Below are 13,207 nucleotides of genomic sequence, written 5' to 3'. Positions count from 1 at the left end.
GTTGCTCGTCGCCCGGTTTCGGGGCCGACATCCGGATCACCTTGGCGAAGGGCATTTTCATGCGTATGTCGAGGGCTGTTGCCGCGGTGGGTGCCGCCGCCGCGGCGTTGGGCTTGGTCTCCGCGGGTGTCGCGGACGCCCAGCAGGACATCATCGGCGGGAGCACCGTCTCCTCCGCGCCGTGGGGTGCCCAGATCTACTGGAACAACGTCACCACCTACGGCGGCTTCGAGTGCTCGGGGACGATCATCGCCCCGCAGTGGGTGCTCACCGCCCGGCACTGCCTGAACTCGCCGGGCATGCACGTCAAGGTCGGCAACGTGACGCTCCAGCAGGGCACGAACGCGAACGTCGACCAGCAGAAGGCCTCGCCCAACGGCGACATCGCCCTGCTGCACCTGACGACCGCGGTGAACACGACCTTCATGAAGCTCGGCACCGGGAACCCGCCGACCGGGTCGACCAACCAGATCTACGGCTGGGGCCGCACCCAGGGCACCAGCCCGCCGTCGACCACCCTCAAGACCGCCAACGTGCGCGTGACGGGCCTCAGCTCGGACGCGTTCGGCGGCACGGCCATCGCCAGCCAGGGCGTCAACGGCTCGGCGTGGCACGGCGACTCGGGCGGCCCGCAGCTCTCGGGCGGCGTCCAGGTCGGGGTGTGCTCGACGGGCGAAAACTCCGGTTCGAACACCCAGGGCACGCAGAACTACGCGAGCATCGCGTCGAGCCGCAGCTGGATCCGCAGCACGGCCGGCGTCTGACCCACCCGGGCCGGCCTCTCCGCCCGGGAGGCCGGCCCGCGGCATACTCGCGGGCATGGAGTTCCGCACGCAGGTCCTGCTCGGCGGCAAGACGGCGACCGGGCTGCCGGTGCCCGACGCCGTCGTCGAAGCGCTCGGCGCCGGCAAGAAACCCGCGGTCACCGTGACGCTCGGCGGGCACACCTGCCGCACGACCGTCGCGAGCCGCGGCGGGCAGTACCTGGTGCCGCTGAGCGCCGAAAACCGCGAGAAAGCCGGGGTCGCCGCCGGGGACGAGGTCGACGTCGAAATCGCGCTGGACACCGCCCCGCGCGAACTGGAGATCCCCGCGGACCTCGGGGAAGCGCTTGCCGCCGACGCCACCGCGCGCGCCCGGTTCGAAAGCCTCTCCTACAGCGCGAAGCAGCGGTTCGTGCTGCCGATCGGCCAGGCGAAGACGGCCGAGACGCGGCAGCGGCGCGTCGCCAAGGTGATCACCGACCTGCGCGCCGGCAAGTGACCGACGCCGCCGCGGTCCTGCGCGTCCTCGACGCCGTGCGCCCGGCCGAGGTCTGGCTGGCGGGCGGCTGGGGTGTCGACGCCCTCCTGGGCCACCGGACGCGCGAGCACCGCGACCTCGACCTGCTCCACCGCCGGGACCAGGAACCCGCCGTCCTCGAGGCGCTGGCCGCCCTGGGCTACCGCGAGACGCGCGACCTGCGCCCGGTCCGGTTCGTCCTTTCCGACGGCGCTACCGAACTCGACCTGCACCCGCTGGTCTTCGCCGAAGACGGCTCCGCCGTCCAGGCCGCCGACGACCGCGGCGCGACCTTCCCCTACCCCGCGGACTGCTTCGTCACCGGCCGGCTCCTCGGCGTCCCCGTGCCGTGCATTTCGGTGGCGCAGCAGGTCTTCTTCCACCAGGGTTACGAGCCGCGGCCGCACGACCTCGCGGACATGCGCCACCTCCGCGAGGCCTTCGGCGTCGACACCCACTTCTAGTCCACAATGGACCGCCGGAGCGCGGCCTTGTCCGGTTTTCCGGACGGTGCGACGGGAACCGCGCCCACGAAGCTGAACCGCGCCGGCACCGCCGCCTCCCCCAGCTCCGCCGCCACCGCCTTGCGCACCGCGCCGAGGTCGGGCTCGCGGCCCGGGACCGGCAGCACGAACGCGTGCGCCGCCTCGCCCGTCACCGGGTCCGGCACCGCCACGACGTACGCCTGGTCGACGTCCGGGTGCGCGGCGATCGCCCGCTCGATCGGGCCGGTGTAGTGGATGATCGCGTTGACGATCACGACGTCGCGGGCGCGCCCGGACAGGTGCAGGTACCCGGCCTCGTCCAGGAACCCGAGGTCCTGGGTGCGCACCCAGCCGTCGCGCAGCACCTCCGCCGTCGTCGCGGGATCGCGCCAGTAGCCCTCGAACGCCGAGGGCGTGCGCACCCAGATCTCGCCGTCGCGGCTCTCGATCTCCACCGTGTCGCAGGCCCGGCCGACCGAGCCGAGCCCCTCACCGGCCGGGCAGATCGTCAGCATCCCGGTCTCGGTCTGGCCGTACGCGTGGTGCATCGCGGGCCCGATCCGCTCGGCCGCCTCGGCGAGCTGGTGCGGCGGCACCGGCGACCCCGCCACGATCAGCACCCGCAGCGAGCTCAGGTCGACGTCTTCTTCGCGCAGCACCTCGAGCACCTGGTGCAGGCGCGGCACGGTCATCAGCGCCGCGGAGATCCGCAGCCGGGGCAGCACCCACGGGAAGTCCGGCAGCTCCTCCGGGACCACCGCGGTCCCGCCGGCGAGCAGGCACACCCCCAGCTGTTCGAGCATCACCGCGCTGCTGAGCGTGCCGAACAGCAGGTAGCGCGCGAACCCGGCACCGAGCCGTTCGTGGGCCGAACCGGGTACCGGCGGCTGCCACACCCGGCCCTCGGTCAGGGCGCGGTAGCTGTAGGCGACGCCCTTCGGCACCCCGGTGCTGCCGCTGGTGAACACGACGGTGGCGACGTCCTCCGGGCGCCCCTGCGGCACCGGCTCCTCGTAGGCGGCGAGCAGTTCGGGCCCGACGCGCAGGATCGGCACCCCGGCGACGGTGCCCAGCAGCTCCGGCGACTCGGACGCGGCGTCGACGACCAGCGCGTCGACGTCGCCGACGATGTGCCGCAGCTGCGGCACCGGCAGCCCGGGCCGGATCCCGACGACCCGGCAGCCCAGCACGTGCGCGGCGACGATCGCGGCGAACCCCTCCGGCGTGACGGCGGTGGCGATGCCGACGCCGTCACCCGGCCCGAGCCCGGCCGCCCGCAGGCCCGCGGTGAACCGGCCGGCCAGTTCCCGCAGCTCACCGCGTGACGTGACGCGCGAGCCGTGTTCGAACGCGGGAACGTCCGGGGCGCGCCCCAGCTCGTCCAGCAGTGCCTGCGGGTGGACCATCTCGACCGCCTTTCGCCCGGGGCGTCCGGTCTACCGGGCGGATCTCAGAATTTCGGCAGAAGGCCGCCGGACCACGGCCGCCGCCACCGCGACCGCACCCACCAGGACGGTGGCGGCGGTGAGCGTCCAGAAGTCCGAGTGGACGATCGACTGGCCGCGCTGCGCCTGCCAGGTGAGCAGCACCAACAGCCCCGCGTAGCCCGCACCGGCGATCCGGACCAGCCGGCGCCGGACGACGTCGGAGGCGAACGCCGGGCGAGCAGCAGGAGGCCGAAGGCGACCAGCGGCAGCACCGGCAGGCCGGGGCCGCCGTCTTCGACGCCGACGGAGTGCGCGCCGAACGTCGCGGGCTCGCCACCGCGTCGAGCACCGCCTGCTGCGCCGGGGACGGCGAGAACATCAGCATCGCGACGGCCATCCCGGCCAGTGCCAGGCCGGTCCCCCAGCGCAGCGCGGAGGTCAGCGCGCGGTCCGGCAGGCGCTGGAACAGCAGCAGGACGACGACCGCGGCGCACGTGCGTCAGCAGCCAGGCCAGGGTCAGCGCGTACGTGCCGACCGAAACCGAGAACTTGAACGGCTTGAGCCAGATCGGGGCGTTGACGAGCGTGCGATCATCGACGAGCAGCCCCAGCAGCGAAGCCGCGCACAGCACCCCCATCACCCCGGCGAGCACCACCAGCGGACGGTGCCACGACCGGAGCGTGACCAGCGGATTTCCCTTGTCTGCCATGGCATACAGCCTGGCCGGGACCACGCCTGCGGGCGCTGGAGCACGCCCCCGGCCGGGGGTGGGGCAGCCCCCACCGGCCCCCTGTGGGTAATAGTGCCGTCACCGCGACCGGCAGTTGTGCCGTTTGACCACACAGGCCTCTTTTCTAGCGTGACTTTCACACCGCGCGGACCACCGCGCCAGGGGAATTCGCTTCAGGAAGGAGGTGGCCCGTCGATGTCCAGTCCGGGATTCCAGGCAGATTCCGCTGCCATGACGCGCGCCGTCCAGGGTTTCGAGGAAACCGCGACGAACGCCAAGTCCACGATGGCCAGCTTGGAGTCCGAGCTGACCGAGGCCCTGCGCAACTACAAGGGTGACCAGGCTGTCGCGTTCTGGGACCTGCAGCGCCGGCTCCAGGAGAAGATGACCGTGGCCGTGAAGGAGCTCGACACCATGTCGCAGCTCGTCCACACCAGCCACCAGAACTACGGCCGCGGCGACGCCGACGTCCACCAGAGCTTCCAGGGGGTCGGCAACTCCCTCGAGGGCTCGGGCGTGATCCCCCGCCTCAACCCCTGACCCGAGAGGACGCCCACCATGGCTGACGTCGTCGAAATCAACTTCGCCGCGCTGCAGCACAGCTCGGCTTCCCTGGCCGCCAAGGCCAAGGCGCTCACGTCGCAGCTGGAGCAGCTGCACCAGAACCTGCAGCCGATCACCGCGACCTGGTACGCCTCCGGCAGCTCCGCCGGTGACGCCGCCCGCCAGTCGGAGACCCGGCTGCGCCAGGCCACCGCGGACATCGTCGCCATCATCGCGCAGTTCGGCGGCAAGGTCGGCGAGGCCCACGACCTCCAGCAGTCGCTGGAGAACCGCAACCAGGGACTGTTCGCGGGCTGATCCGCGCCCAGACGTCGGTCGGCCGGTGCGGGAAACCCCCCGCTCGCACCGGTCGACCGGCTTTCCCCATGTCCGCCGCGCGCCCAGAGAGCCGGGACCGATGCCAGACCAGTCGTACTACGTCCACCTGGAATCGCTGAAGGACTTCGTGCGGGAGCTGGAAACCCAGATCCACGCGATGTCGAAACCGAACGACTTCCTGCTCACCCTCGGCCAGGAGCCGCTGCTGTTCGGCGAGTTCGGCGAGGCCGGGTCGCTGGCCGACGCCCACCGCGCCGCCGTGTCGGAGATGCAGGGCCTGCTCGACCAGGTCCGCAGCGCGATCGGGTTCGCCCAGGACGTCACCACCACGGTCGCCGACGGCTACCAGAACGCCGACCAGGCGGTGGCCGGGGACCTCCACCACTCGGGCGCGGTCACGAACCTGCTCGACCCCGTGCTGGGCCTGCTGGGCCTCGGTGACTCGGACGGGAGCCGCAAGGGATGACGAAGCACACCAACACCGCGCACACGAACTTCGCCGCGTACAGCCACCAGCAGCTCTACGCGATGCTCCAGGCCGGCGACCCGAACAGCGCGCGCCACGCCGCCGACAAGTGGAAGTCCGCCGCGCTGCACCTGCACGAGCAGGCCCACAACCTCAACGGCGAGCTGACCGAGTTCAAGGACCAGTGGACCGGCGGCGCGGCCGACCAGTACCAGCACATGATCGTCGACCTCGCGAACGGCATCTCCAAGGTGGCGCAGACCGCCGAGGCGATGAACGTGATGCTCGACGACGCCGCCGACGCCCTCGTCAAGGCCAAGAAGGAGATGCCGCCGCCGGTTTCGGTGCCGGACGTCTCCCCCGCCGACGTCGCGCTCGCGGTCAACCCGCCGCTGCTGCCGCCGGACTCCTCCCCCGCCGTCGTCCAGGCCGCGGCGCAGCAGCGCCAGCAGGCCATCGCGAACGTCGAGGCGCAGCAGTCCGCCGCCAACGCCGCGGGCAACGCGCAGGCCAAAGCGGTCGCGGTGATGACCGAGCTGGCCGGCGAGTACACCGTGGCCGAGGAGTCGATCCCGGCGTCGCCGAACGCCGTCCAGACGCCGACCACGCTCCCCGCCGGCGGCGGGGCCGGCAGCGCGGGCTCGCCCGGGCTCGTCGGCAACGGCGTCACCGATCCCGGCGTCGTCGTCACCCCGACCGACGGGCACCCGCTGCCCTCGACCGGGACCCCGCAGCAGCCCGGGACGTCCGTGCCGACGTCGAACCCGCTGTTCGGCGACATGTTCACCGCCGGGCTCGCCGCGGCTTCGGCCGCCGCGTTCGGCCGGTTCGGCTCGATCATGCCGAAGGTGCCGTCGTGGGCCACCGGCAAGGACCCCAAGGACAGCAAGGAAGAAGCGCCCGGCACGAAGCTCGGCGGCGGTGGCGCGGGCGTCGAGGGCGGCGCCGGCGGCGGCATCCCGATCGGCGGCGGCGACGCGCCTTCGCTGGGCGGGGCCGGCGGCATCCCCGGTGGCGCCGGCATCGGCGGCGGGGCCGACGGCCCGGCGGCGCACTCCGGCCTGGCCGGCGACGGCGGCGCGGGCAACGCCCTGTCCGGCCTCGCGGGCGGCGCGGCGGGAGCCGCGGCGGCGTCGGCGGCCAAGGGCGCGATGCCGATGATGCCCATGATGCCGATGGGCATGGGCGGGGGCGGCGACATGGGTTCCGGGCGCCGGATCCCGGCGTGGCTGGTGGAGACGGAGAACGTCTGGGGCCAGTCGGCCCCGGTCGCGCCGCCGGTCATCGGCGAAGAGCCCGAAGCGTACTGAACCACTCTACGAACGGAGGCGGGCCGTGACGGCTGCCGGCTATCGCGTCGCCCCGGCCCGCCTCGACACCGTGGCCGGCGAGTTCGGCTCCCGCGCCGGTTCCTTGGAGACGGCGCAAAAGGCGGTGGCGGGTGAGAAGGTGCCCGCCACCGCGTTCGGTCAGGTCGAGGAGGCCAAGGCCGCGGCCAAGACGTTCGAGAAGACCATGACGGAGCTGGGTTCGAAGCTCGAGTCGGGCGTGTCCCGGCTCCGGACACTCCAAAATGGACTGACCGCGTCCGCGGCCGGCTACCGCCGCACCGACGCGCAGATCGCCGCGATGTACCGGGCGCTCATGCCCGAGGATCCCTTGCCGAAGGCCGGAAACCCGGCCGGCATCGGCGGTTCGGCCGACACCGGCGCGTGGGCGCAGGCGATCGCCGCCAACCGCACGAAGGTCACCGACGCGCTGACCGCCGAACGTTCGCGGCTGGCGTCGCTCACCGACGCCGACGAGATCAAGCGGTCGCAGGCACGGATCTCGCTGTACGAGGACATCCTCGCGAACAACCGGCAGATCCTGAAGTTCGACCCGTCGGGCAACGGCCGGATCGCCGAGCTGGTCGGGCACATCGAACCGGGGACGCGCAACGTCGGGCTGTTCGTCCCGGGCGTCAACACGCAGATGTCCAACTTCGACGCGTACGCCGGCCTCGGGCGCAGCCTGGTGGCCGCGGACCCGACGGGCCGCACGGCGATGGTCGTCTGGGCCGACGGGGTGTTCCCGCAGAACCCGGTGGCGCAGGGCCCTTCCGCGAGCTACGCGGAGGCGATGGCCCCGGACCTCAAGAACTTCACCGACGACCTGCGCGGCGAGATCGCGAGCCACGCGGGCTCCGACGTCACGCTGACGGCGATCGGCCACAGCTACGGCGGCGCGACGGTCGGGCTGGCCGAGACGCACGGCCTGGACGTCGACCGCGTGCTGCACGTGGAGTCGGCGGGCATGGGCCACGGCGTCTGGTCGCCGGCGGACCTGCCGGCGAGCCAGGCGGGCGTCCAGCGGTATTCGATGACGGCACCGCTCGACCCGATCGAGGTCGCCCAGGGCAACGCGTGGGGCCTGGAGTGGACCGGCATCGGCCACGGCGCGGACCCGGACACGTTCCCGGGGGTGACGGACCTGGAGACCGGGCGCTCGGCCTCCGGTGATCAGCTGTGGGGCCTGTCTTCGCACAGTGACGTGCTGAAGCCGGGTTCGGAGTCGTGGACGAACATCTACCGGGTGATGACGGCTGGGCCGGTGACCCTTGACGGGACGTTCCGGCCGGATGGCATCCTCGAGCACGGCGTGGAGTTCCTGAACGACGGAGGTGTGCTGCGATGACTTCCGAGCTGGACCGCTTGGCGGGCGAGCTGACGGACGTGATCGACAGCGTCGCGGAGGCGTTCGGCACGGCGGCCGACCAGACGGTGAACGGCGAGCTGGACTGCGACCCGACCCAGCCGGGCAATCTGCTGTGCTGGCAGTACGGCGTGCGGCTGGAGCAGGCGGGCGAGCCGGAGCGGCGGCTGGCGGAGGTGGTCTTGCCGACGTTGGAGCAGCGCGGGTGGCAGGCCTACGACCGGAGCACACCGCGGGAGCTGATCGCGCGGTTCAGCCGGGACGGGGCGGATCTCACGGTGCACGTCGCACGGGCGAGCCACGCGGTGGCGATCATCGGCTCGACCCGCCCGGTCCCGGCCGCCGCGGCGGGCTGAAGGGCACCTTCCGTGCGTCTCGTGTGCTGAAGGGCACCTTCAGCTCACCACATGCACCGAAGGGCACCTTCAGCGTGCGCTACGGGGTGAACCGCGAAGCCCGCCAATTCCGCTTCCGCCCCCGCCGCACCGCCGCGACCGCCACCCCGGCCGCCGCCGCCAAAGCCACTCCCGCCAACGCGATCGTCCCCGCCGGTACGTCCGCGCGGTGCTCGGCCGGCGCCCCCGCCGGAACCACCGCCGGTTCCGCGACCGGCGGCACCGCCGCTCCCGGGCCCGCGATGTCCGCCGGCAACGTCGACGACACCGCCGCGTACGCGTCCAGTACTCCCCAGCCCAGCCGCGGGTCGTGGCCTCCCGCGGCCGGCCGGTGGGCCGTCAGCTCCAACCGCGTCACGACCTGGTCGCCGGTCAGGTTCGGGTGGTACGCCCGGACCAGCGCCGCGACTCCGGCGACGTACGCCGCCGCCAGGCCCGGGTCCGTCACCGGCCAGCGGTGCGCCACCGCGCCGCCCGCGCCGGCCGACGTGCTGACCAGCTCGGCTCCCGGTGCCGCGACGCCGACGTAGTCCCCCGCCTCCGTCTGCACCGGCTCGCCCGCGGGGTTCACCGAGCCGACCGACAGCACGCCGGACGTCGCCGTCGGGTACGACCGCGCGCCCTGCTGCGTCGCCGACGCCGCCGAAACCACCACCGCGCCTTCCGCACGCGCCCGCGCGACGACACCCGACAACGCCGGGCTGTCGAACGCCGCGGGCACCGCGACCAGGATGACGCCCGCGTGCCGGTCCAGCGCCGCGTCGATCGCGCCGGCCAGCGCGCCCGGGTCGCCGCCGTCGCGCGAAGCTCCGTCGGTGTAGCGGATCGGCAGCAGGTGGGCGCCGGGGGCGACGCCGGCGAACGTCGTCGACGAGTCCGGTTGCGCGCCGACGATCCCGGCCGCGATCGTGCCGCGGCCGTCGCAGTCCGTGCGCTCGGTGCCGTTGCCGCCTTCGAGCTGGCCGGGCCCGAACTGCGTGTTCTGCCCGTCGACGCCGGTGCCGATCACGGCCACCAGCTGCCCCTCGCCGCGCGTCAACGGCCAGAGCCGCGCCGGGTCGACCAGCCGCTGGCCCCACGGGACGTCGCCGGTGTAGGTGCCGGAGGGGTTCGCGCACTGCGCTTCGGGCGCCGCGACGGCGAACGCGGGCGATCCGAGCGTCAGCAGGCCCGCGACCGCCAGAACCGCCGGTATCCGCACCCGATCCCCCCGCAACGAAAGACGGTGGCGGAAAAGGACTTCCGCCACCGCCAGTTTACCCGGGAAAGGCGCGTCAGCGTAGGTCCATGCCCAGATCCAACGCGGGTGAAGAGTGGGTCAGCCCGCCGACCGAGAGATAGTCCACACCGGACTCGGCGTAGGCCTTACCACGGTCGAGGGTGAGCCCACCAGAGGATTCCAGCCGCGTCTTCGGCGAAACTTCGTCGCGGCGCGCCACCGCGCGCCGGCACTCGTCCGGCGTGAAGTTGTCCAGCAGCACCTCGTCCGCCCCGGCGGCGAGGGCCTCCTCCAGCTGGGAAAGCGTGTCGACCTCGACCTCGCACGCCAGTTCCGGCGCGTGCGCGCGGGCCGCGTCCAGCGCCGCGGTCACCGAACCCGCGGCGACGACGTGGTTGTCCTTGATCAGCACCGCGTCGCCCAGCCCGAGCCGGTGGTTCACGCCGCCGCCGCACCGGACGGCGTACTTCTGCAGCAGCCGCAGTCCCGGCAACGTCTTGCGGGAGTCGCGGATCGCGCAGCCGGTACCGTCCACTTCGGACACCCAGGCGGCGGTCGCGGTGGCGACACCGGAGAGGTGGCACAGCAGGTTCAGCGCCGTGCGCTCGGCGGTCAGCAGCCCGCGGACCGGGCCGCGCAGCACCAGCGCGGGCTCGCCCGCGACCAGCCGCTCGCCGTCTTCGCGCCCGGCCAGCACTTCGTAGCCGTCGCCCAGCACCATGTCGAACACCGCGAGTGCCACGGGCAGCCCGGCGACGACGCCGTCGACGCGCGGGGTCAGCTCGGCCACCGCGACGGCCGAGGCCGGCACCGTCGACTCGGTGGTCGCGTCGGACCCGTAACGCAGGTCCTCGCCGAGTGCCGTGGACACCACCCGCTTCACGTCTTCGACGTCGAGACCGGAAGCGGCGATCAGGCGCAGGACCGGTTCGGAGATCGGGAACGTCATGCCACGCCCTCCAAGGGGATCGGGTCGGCCAGCACGGGCTGGCCGGACGGACTGAGCCGGATGAGCTGGCTGCGTCGCCAACCCTCGTCCAGCGAAGGGAAGTCGGACCGCACGTGGCAGCCGCGCGACTCGGTGCGCCGGACGGCCGCGGCGAGCAACGCCTGCGCCACCACGGTCAGCGCCGCGTCTTCGACGGCCGCGTGCGTCCACAACGGACTGTCCTGGGTCGACAGATCGATGACCGAACCCGCCGCGGCGAGCCCGTCGGCGTCACGGCCGATCGCCGCGTACCGGCTCATCACGCGCTGCAGCGAATCCCGCGCCGCGGCCGGCGCGGTGGTCCACGACGGCAGCCGTCCCCGAGAAGGATCGGCCAGCAACCCGGCCGCGAGGTCCGCCGCGACGGCCTCCGCGACGCGCTGCCCGACGACCAGGCCTTCGAGCAAGCTGTTGGACGCCAGCCGGTTCGCGCCGTGCAGCCCGGTCCGCGCGACCTCGCCCGCGGCGTACAGGCCCGGCACCGACGAGCGTCCGTCCACAGTGGTCACGACGCCACCGCACGAGAAGTGCGCCGCCGGCACCACCGGGATCGGGTCCGACGCCGGGTCGAGCCCCAGCGCCGCGCACGCCCCGGACACCGTCGGGAACCGCGCCGCGAACCCGGCGATCCCGGTCGCGTCGAGGAAGACGTGGTCGTCGACACCACCCGGCGCGGTCGCCATCCGGCGGGTGATCGCCGCCGACACGACGTCGCGGGGCGCCAGGTCGCCGAGCGGGTGCACGCCCGCCATGACCGGCGCGCCGGCGGCGTCGACCAGCGTCGCGCCCTCGCCGCGCACGGCTTCGGTGACCAAGGGGCGGCGTCCCCGCGCGCCCGGGGTGTACAGGACGGTCGGGTGGAACTGCACGAACTCGATGTCCGCCACGGCCGCCCCGGCCCGCAGCGCGAGCGCGATCCCGTCGCCGGTGGCCATCTCCGGGTTCGACGTCGCCTGGTAGAGCTGCCCGATCCCGCCGCTGGCCAGCAGCACGGCCGACGCGCGGACGACGCCGGGAACGCCATTGCGGTCGAGCACGGTGAGGCCCGCAACCCGGCCGCCCGGCGTGCGCAGCGCGTCGACGGCGATGTGGTGCTCCAGCACCGGCACCCGCGCCTGCCCGGCTTGCGCGACCAGGGCGCGTTCGACCTCGGCGCCGGTGGCGTCGCCGCCCGCGTGGATGACGCGGAACGCACTGTGGCCGCCCTCGCGGGCCCGGGCCAGCAGGCCGTCACCCGAAGAGTCGAACGTCGCCCCGCCCGCCCGCAGCCGGGCGACGGCCGCCGGGCCGCCGTCGAGGATCGACCGGGCCGCCACCTCGTCGACCAGCCCGGCGCCCGCGGTGAACGTGTCCTCCGCGTGCTTGGCGACCGAGTCGTCGAGGTCGTGCTGGTCTTCCAGCACCACGGCGACGCCGCCCTGGGCCCAGCGCGTGTTGCCGTCCTCGACCGCCGCCTTGGTGACGACCAGGACGTGCAGCCCGAGCGCCTGGGCGCGCAACGCCGCCGTCAGCCCGGCGACGCCGGAGCCGACCACGACGAGGTCCGCACGGGCTTCCCAGACCGAGGTTTTCGCCTGTGAATCAGTAACCGGCGGCGTCATTCCCCGCCGCCAGGCTGCCCGATCTCGATCATCCGCTGCACCGAAGCCTGCGCGCGGGCGGCCGTCTCGACGTCGACGTGGACCTCGTCGAGACCGTCCCGCAGGCAGCGCAGCAGCGCCGCCGGGGTGATCATCTTCATGTACCGGCAGGACGCGCGGTCGTTCACGGCGCGGAAGTCGATGCCCGGCGCGGCCTTGCGGAGCTGGTGGATCATGCCGATCTCGGTGGCCACCAGCACCGACTTCGCGCGGGTGTCGCGGGCCTCGTGGACCATGTCGCCGGTCGAGAGGATCTTGACCCGCTCCGGCGCCACGGCACCCTCGCCGGCCAGGTAGAGCGCCGACGTCGCACACCCGCACTCGGGGTGGATGAACAGGTCGGCGTCCGGGTTCTCGGCGGCGCGCTCGGCCAGCTCGGCACCGTTGATGCCGGCGTGGACGTGGCACTCCCCCGCCCAGATGTGCATGTTCTCCCGGCCGGTCACGCGCTTCACGTGCGCGCCGAGGAACTGGTCCGGCAGGAAGAGAACCTCCTGGTCGGCGGGGATGGAGGCGACGACGTCGACCGCGTTCGACGACGTGCAGCAGATGTCGGTCTCGGCCTTCACCTCGGCCGTGGTGTTGACGTAGGAGACCACCACCGCGCCCGGGTGCTCGGCCTTCCAGGCGCGCAGCTCGGCGCCGGAGATGGAGTCGGCGAGCGAGCAGCCGGCCCGCGCGTCCGGGATCAGGACGGTCTTCTGCGGGGCGAGGATCTTCGCGGTCTCGGCCATGAAGTGCACGCCGCAGAAGACGATGGTGGACGCGTCGCTGCTCGCCGCGATGCGGCTGAGCGCGAGGGAGTCGCCGGTGTGGTCGGCGATGTCCTGGATCTCCGGCACCTGGTAGTTGTGCGCGAGCAGCACCGCGTCACGCTGCTTCGCCAGGCGCCGCACCTCCTCGGCCCAGGCCGCGTTCGCCTCCACGCCGCCGTAGGGGGTGAGGTCTTGTTCGAGCGTCGAAGTCATAGGTGGCCCTCCTGGACCCGTCTCCGGTTTT

At 73.2% G+C, this 13,207-nt stretch carries 14 protein-coding genes and 1 pseudogene; 9 read left to right on the top strand and 6 right to left on the bottom strand.

What is annotated here, in order from left to right:
- The first annotated feature begins 59 nt into the window (after nt 1–59).
- The 3 genes from BLV96_RS29900 to BLV96_RS29890 are packed head-to-tail and all read left to right on the top strand — an operon-like array spanning nt 60 to nt 1,745.
- A complete protein-coding gene (locus BLV96_RS29900; RefSeq protein ID WP_425266202.1) occupies nt 60–764 on the top strand; it encodes a S1 family peptidase in 705 nt (234 codons plus the stop codon).
- A 55-nt stretch (nt 765–819) separates the two neighbouring features.
- Complete coding sequence (locus BLV96_RS29895; RefSeq protein WP_086678251.1) at nt 820–1,263, top strand: YdeI/OmpD-associated family protein; 444 nt, start codon at nt 820–822, stop codon at nt 1,261–1,263.
- Nucleotides 1,260–1,745, top strand: coding sequence for a nucleotidyltransferase domain-containing protein (locus tag BLV96_RS29890; protein WP_086678250.1), 486 nt, complete (start codon nt 1,260–1,262; stop codon nt 1,743–1,745). Before BLV96_RS29895 ends, BLV96_RS29890 begins: the two co-directional genes overlap by 4 nt.
- On the opposite strand, the gene BLV96_RS29885 is transcribed toward BLV96_RS29890, so the two are convergent.
- Nucleotides 1,742–3,172: a class I adenylate-forming enzyme family protein gene (locus BLV96_RS29885; RefSeq protein WP_086678249.1), complete on the bottom strand. Its 1,431-nt coding sequence runs from the start codon at nt 3,170–3,172 to the stop codon at nt 1,742–1,744. The two genes, BLV96_RS29890 and BLV96_RS29885, sit on opposite strands and share 4 nt — an antisense overlap.
- A 30-nt stretch (nt 3,173–3,202) precedes the next feature.
- Nucleotides 3,203–3,903: pseudogene (locus BLV96_RS29880) on the bottom strand (hypothetical protein).
- Between the two features lie 216 nt (nt 3,904–4,119).
- Here BLV96_RS29880 and BLV96_RS29875 point away from each other — a divergent pair.
- The 6 genes from BLV96_RS29875 (at nt 4,120) to BLV96_RS29850 (ending at nt 8,322) form a co-directional block, all read left to right on the top strand.
- The gene (locus tag BLV96_RS29875; protein WP_086856673.1) at nt 4,120–4,464 is read left to right on the top strand and encodes a WXG100 family type VII secretion target; all 345 of its coding nucleotides are present in this window, start codon (nt 4,120–4,122) and stop codon (nt 4,462–4,464) included.
- An 18-nt stretch (nt 4,465–4,482) separates the two neighbouring features.
- Complete coding sequence (locus BLV96_RS29870; protein ID WP_020644701.1) at nt 4,483–4,785, top strand: hypothetical protein; 303 nt, start codon at nt 4,483–4,485, stop codon at nt 4,783–4,785.
- 100 nt (nt 4,786–4,885) lie between these two features.
- Nucleotides 4,886–5,272, top strand: a complete 387-nt coding sequence (locus BLV96_RS29865; RefSeq protein ID WP_086678248.1) for a hypothetical protein — start codon at nt 4,886–4,888, stop codon at nt 5,270–5,272.
- Nucleotides 5,269–6,582, top strand: coding sequence for a WXG100 family type VII secretion target (locus tag BLV96_RS29860; protein ID WP_086678247.1), 1,314 nt, complete (start codon nt 5,269–5,271; stop codon nt 6,580–6,582). The genes BLV96_RS29865 and BLV96_RS29860 overlap by 4 nt, the downstream gene beginning before the upstream one ends.
- Nucleotides 6,583–6,607: 25 nt before the next feature.
- Nucleotides 6,608–7,948 (top strand): alpha/beta hydrolase, encoded by a 1,341-nt coding sequence (locus BLV96_RS29855; protein ID WP_086678246.1) that lies wholly within the window; start codon nt 6,608–6,610, stop codon nt 7,946–7,948.
- Entirely contained in the window at nt 7,945–8,322 is a 378-nt protein-coding gene (locus BLV96_RS29850; RefSeq protein ID WP_091389686.1) for a hypothetical protein, read from the top strand. Before BLV96_RS29855 ends, BLV96_RS29850 begins: the two co-directional genes overlap by 4 nt.
- 79 nt (nt 8,323–8,401) lie before the next feature.
- Here the strand turns inward: BLV96_RS29850 and BLV96_RS29845 are convergent, their stop codons facing one another.
- From BLV96_RS29845 to nadA, 4 genes are all read right to left on the bottom strand, one after another.
- Nucleotides 8,402–9,562, bottom strand: coding sequence for a S8 family serine peptidase (locus BLV96_RS29845; protein WP_091389683.1), 1,161 nt, complete (start codon nt 9,560–9,562; stop codon nt 8,402–8,404).
- A gap of 73 nt (nt 9,563–9,635) precedes the next feature.
- Entirely contained in the window at nt 9,636–10,529 is an 894-nt protein-coding gene (gene nadC / locus BLV96_RS29840) for a carboxylating nicotinate-nucleotide diphosphorylase (RefSeq protein ID WP_086685018.1), read from the bottom strand.
- On the bottom strand, nt 10,526–12,169 hold the full coding sequence (locus BLV96_RS29835) for an L-aspartate oxidase (protein WP_086685015.1): 1,644 nt from the start codon (nt 12,167–12,169) through the stop codon (nt 10,526–10,528). Before BLV96_RS29835 ends, nadC begins: the two co-directional genes overlap by 4 nt.
- Nucleotides 12,166–13,176: a quinolinate synthase NadA gene (gene nadA / locus BLV96_RS29830; RefSeq protein WP_086685011.1), complete on the bottom strand. Its 1,011-nt coding sequence runs from the start codon at nt 13,174–13,176 to the stop codon at nt 12,166–12,168. Before nadA ends, BLV96_RS29835 begins: the two co-directional genes overlap by 4 nt.
- Nucleotides 13,177–13,207: the final 31 nt, after the last annotated feature.

This window comes from Amycolatopsis pretoriensis, from assembly GCF_900107925.1.
Lineage (GTDB): Bacteria > Actinomycetota > Actinomycetes > Mycobacteriales > Pseudonocardiaceae > Amycolatopsis > Amycolatopsis pretoriensis.
This window is presented reverse-complemented; position numbering and strand designations above follow the sequence as displayed.

Excerpts from the sequence above, each read along its gene's own strand:
- BLV96_RS29885 (WP_086678249.1), bottom strand. The coding sequence starts at position 3,172 with ATGGTCCACCCGCAGGCACTGCTGGACGAGCTGGGGCGCGCCCCGGAC.
- BLV96_RS29875 (WP_086856673.1), top strand. The coding sequence starts at position 4,120 with ATGTCCAGTCCGGGATTCCAGGCAGATTCCGCTGCCATGACGCGCGCC.
- BLV96_RS29850 (WP_091389686.1), top strand. The coding sequence starts at position 7,945 with ATGACTTCCGAGCTGGACCGCTTGGCGGGCGAGCTGACGGACGTGATC.
- nadA (WP_086685011.1), bottom strand. The coding sequence starts at position 13,176 with ATGACTTCGACGCTCGAACAAGACCTCACCCCCTACGGCGGCGTGGAG.
- BLV96_RS29835 (WP_086685015.1), bottom strand. The coding sequence starts at position 12,169 with ATGACGCCGCCGGTTACTGATTCACAGGCGAAAACCTCGGTCTGGGAA.
- BLV96_RS29895 (WP_086678251.1), top strand. The coding sequence starts at position 820 with ATGGAGTTCCGCACGCAGGTCCTGCTCGGCGGCAAGACGGCGACCGGG.
- BLV96_RS29870 (WP_020644701.1), top strand. The coding sequence starts at position 4,483 with ATGGCTGACGTCGTCGAAATCAACTTCGCCGCGCTGCAGCACAGCTCG.
- nadC (WP_086685018.1), bottom strand. The coding sequence starts at position 10,529 with ATGACGTTCCCGATCTCCGAACCGGTCCTGCGCCTGATCGCCGCTTCC.
- BLV96_RS29900 (WP_425266202.1), top strand. The coding sequence starts at position 60 with ATGCGTATGTCGAGGGCTGTTGCCGCGGTGGGTGCCGCCGCCGCGGCG.
- BLV96_RS29865 (WP_086678248.1), top strand. The coding sequence starts at position 4,886 with ATGCCAGACCAGTCGTACTACGTCCACCTGGAATCGCTGAAGGACTTC.
- BLV96_RS29860 (WP_086678247.1), top strand. The coding sequence starts at position 5,269 with ATGACGAAGCACACCAACACCGCGCACACGAACTTCGCCGCGTACAGC.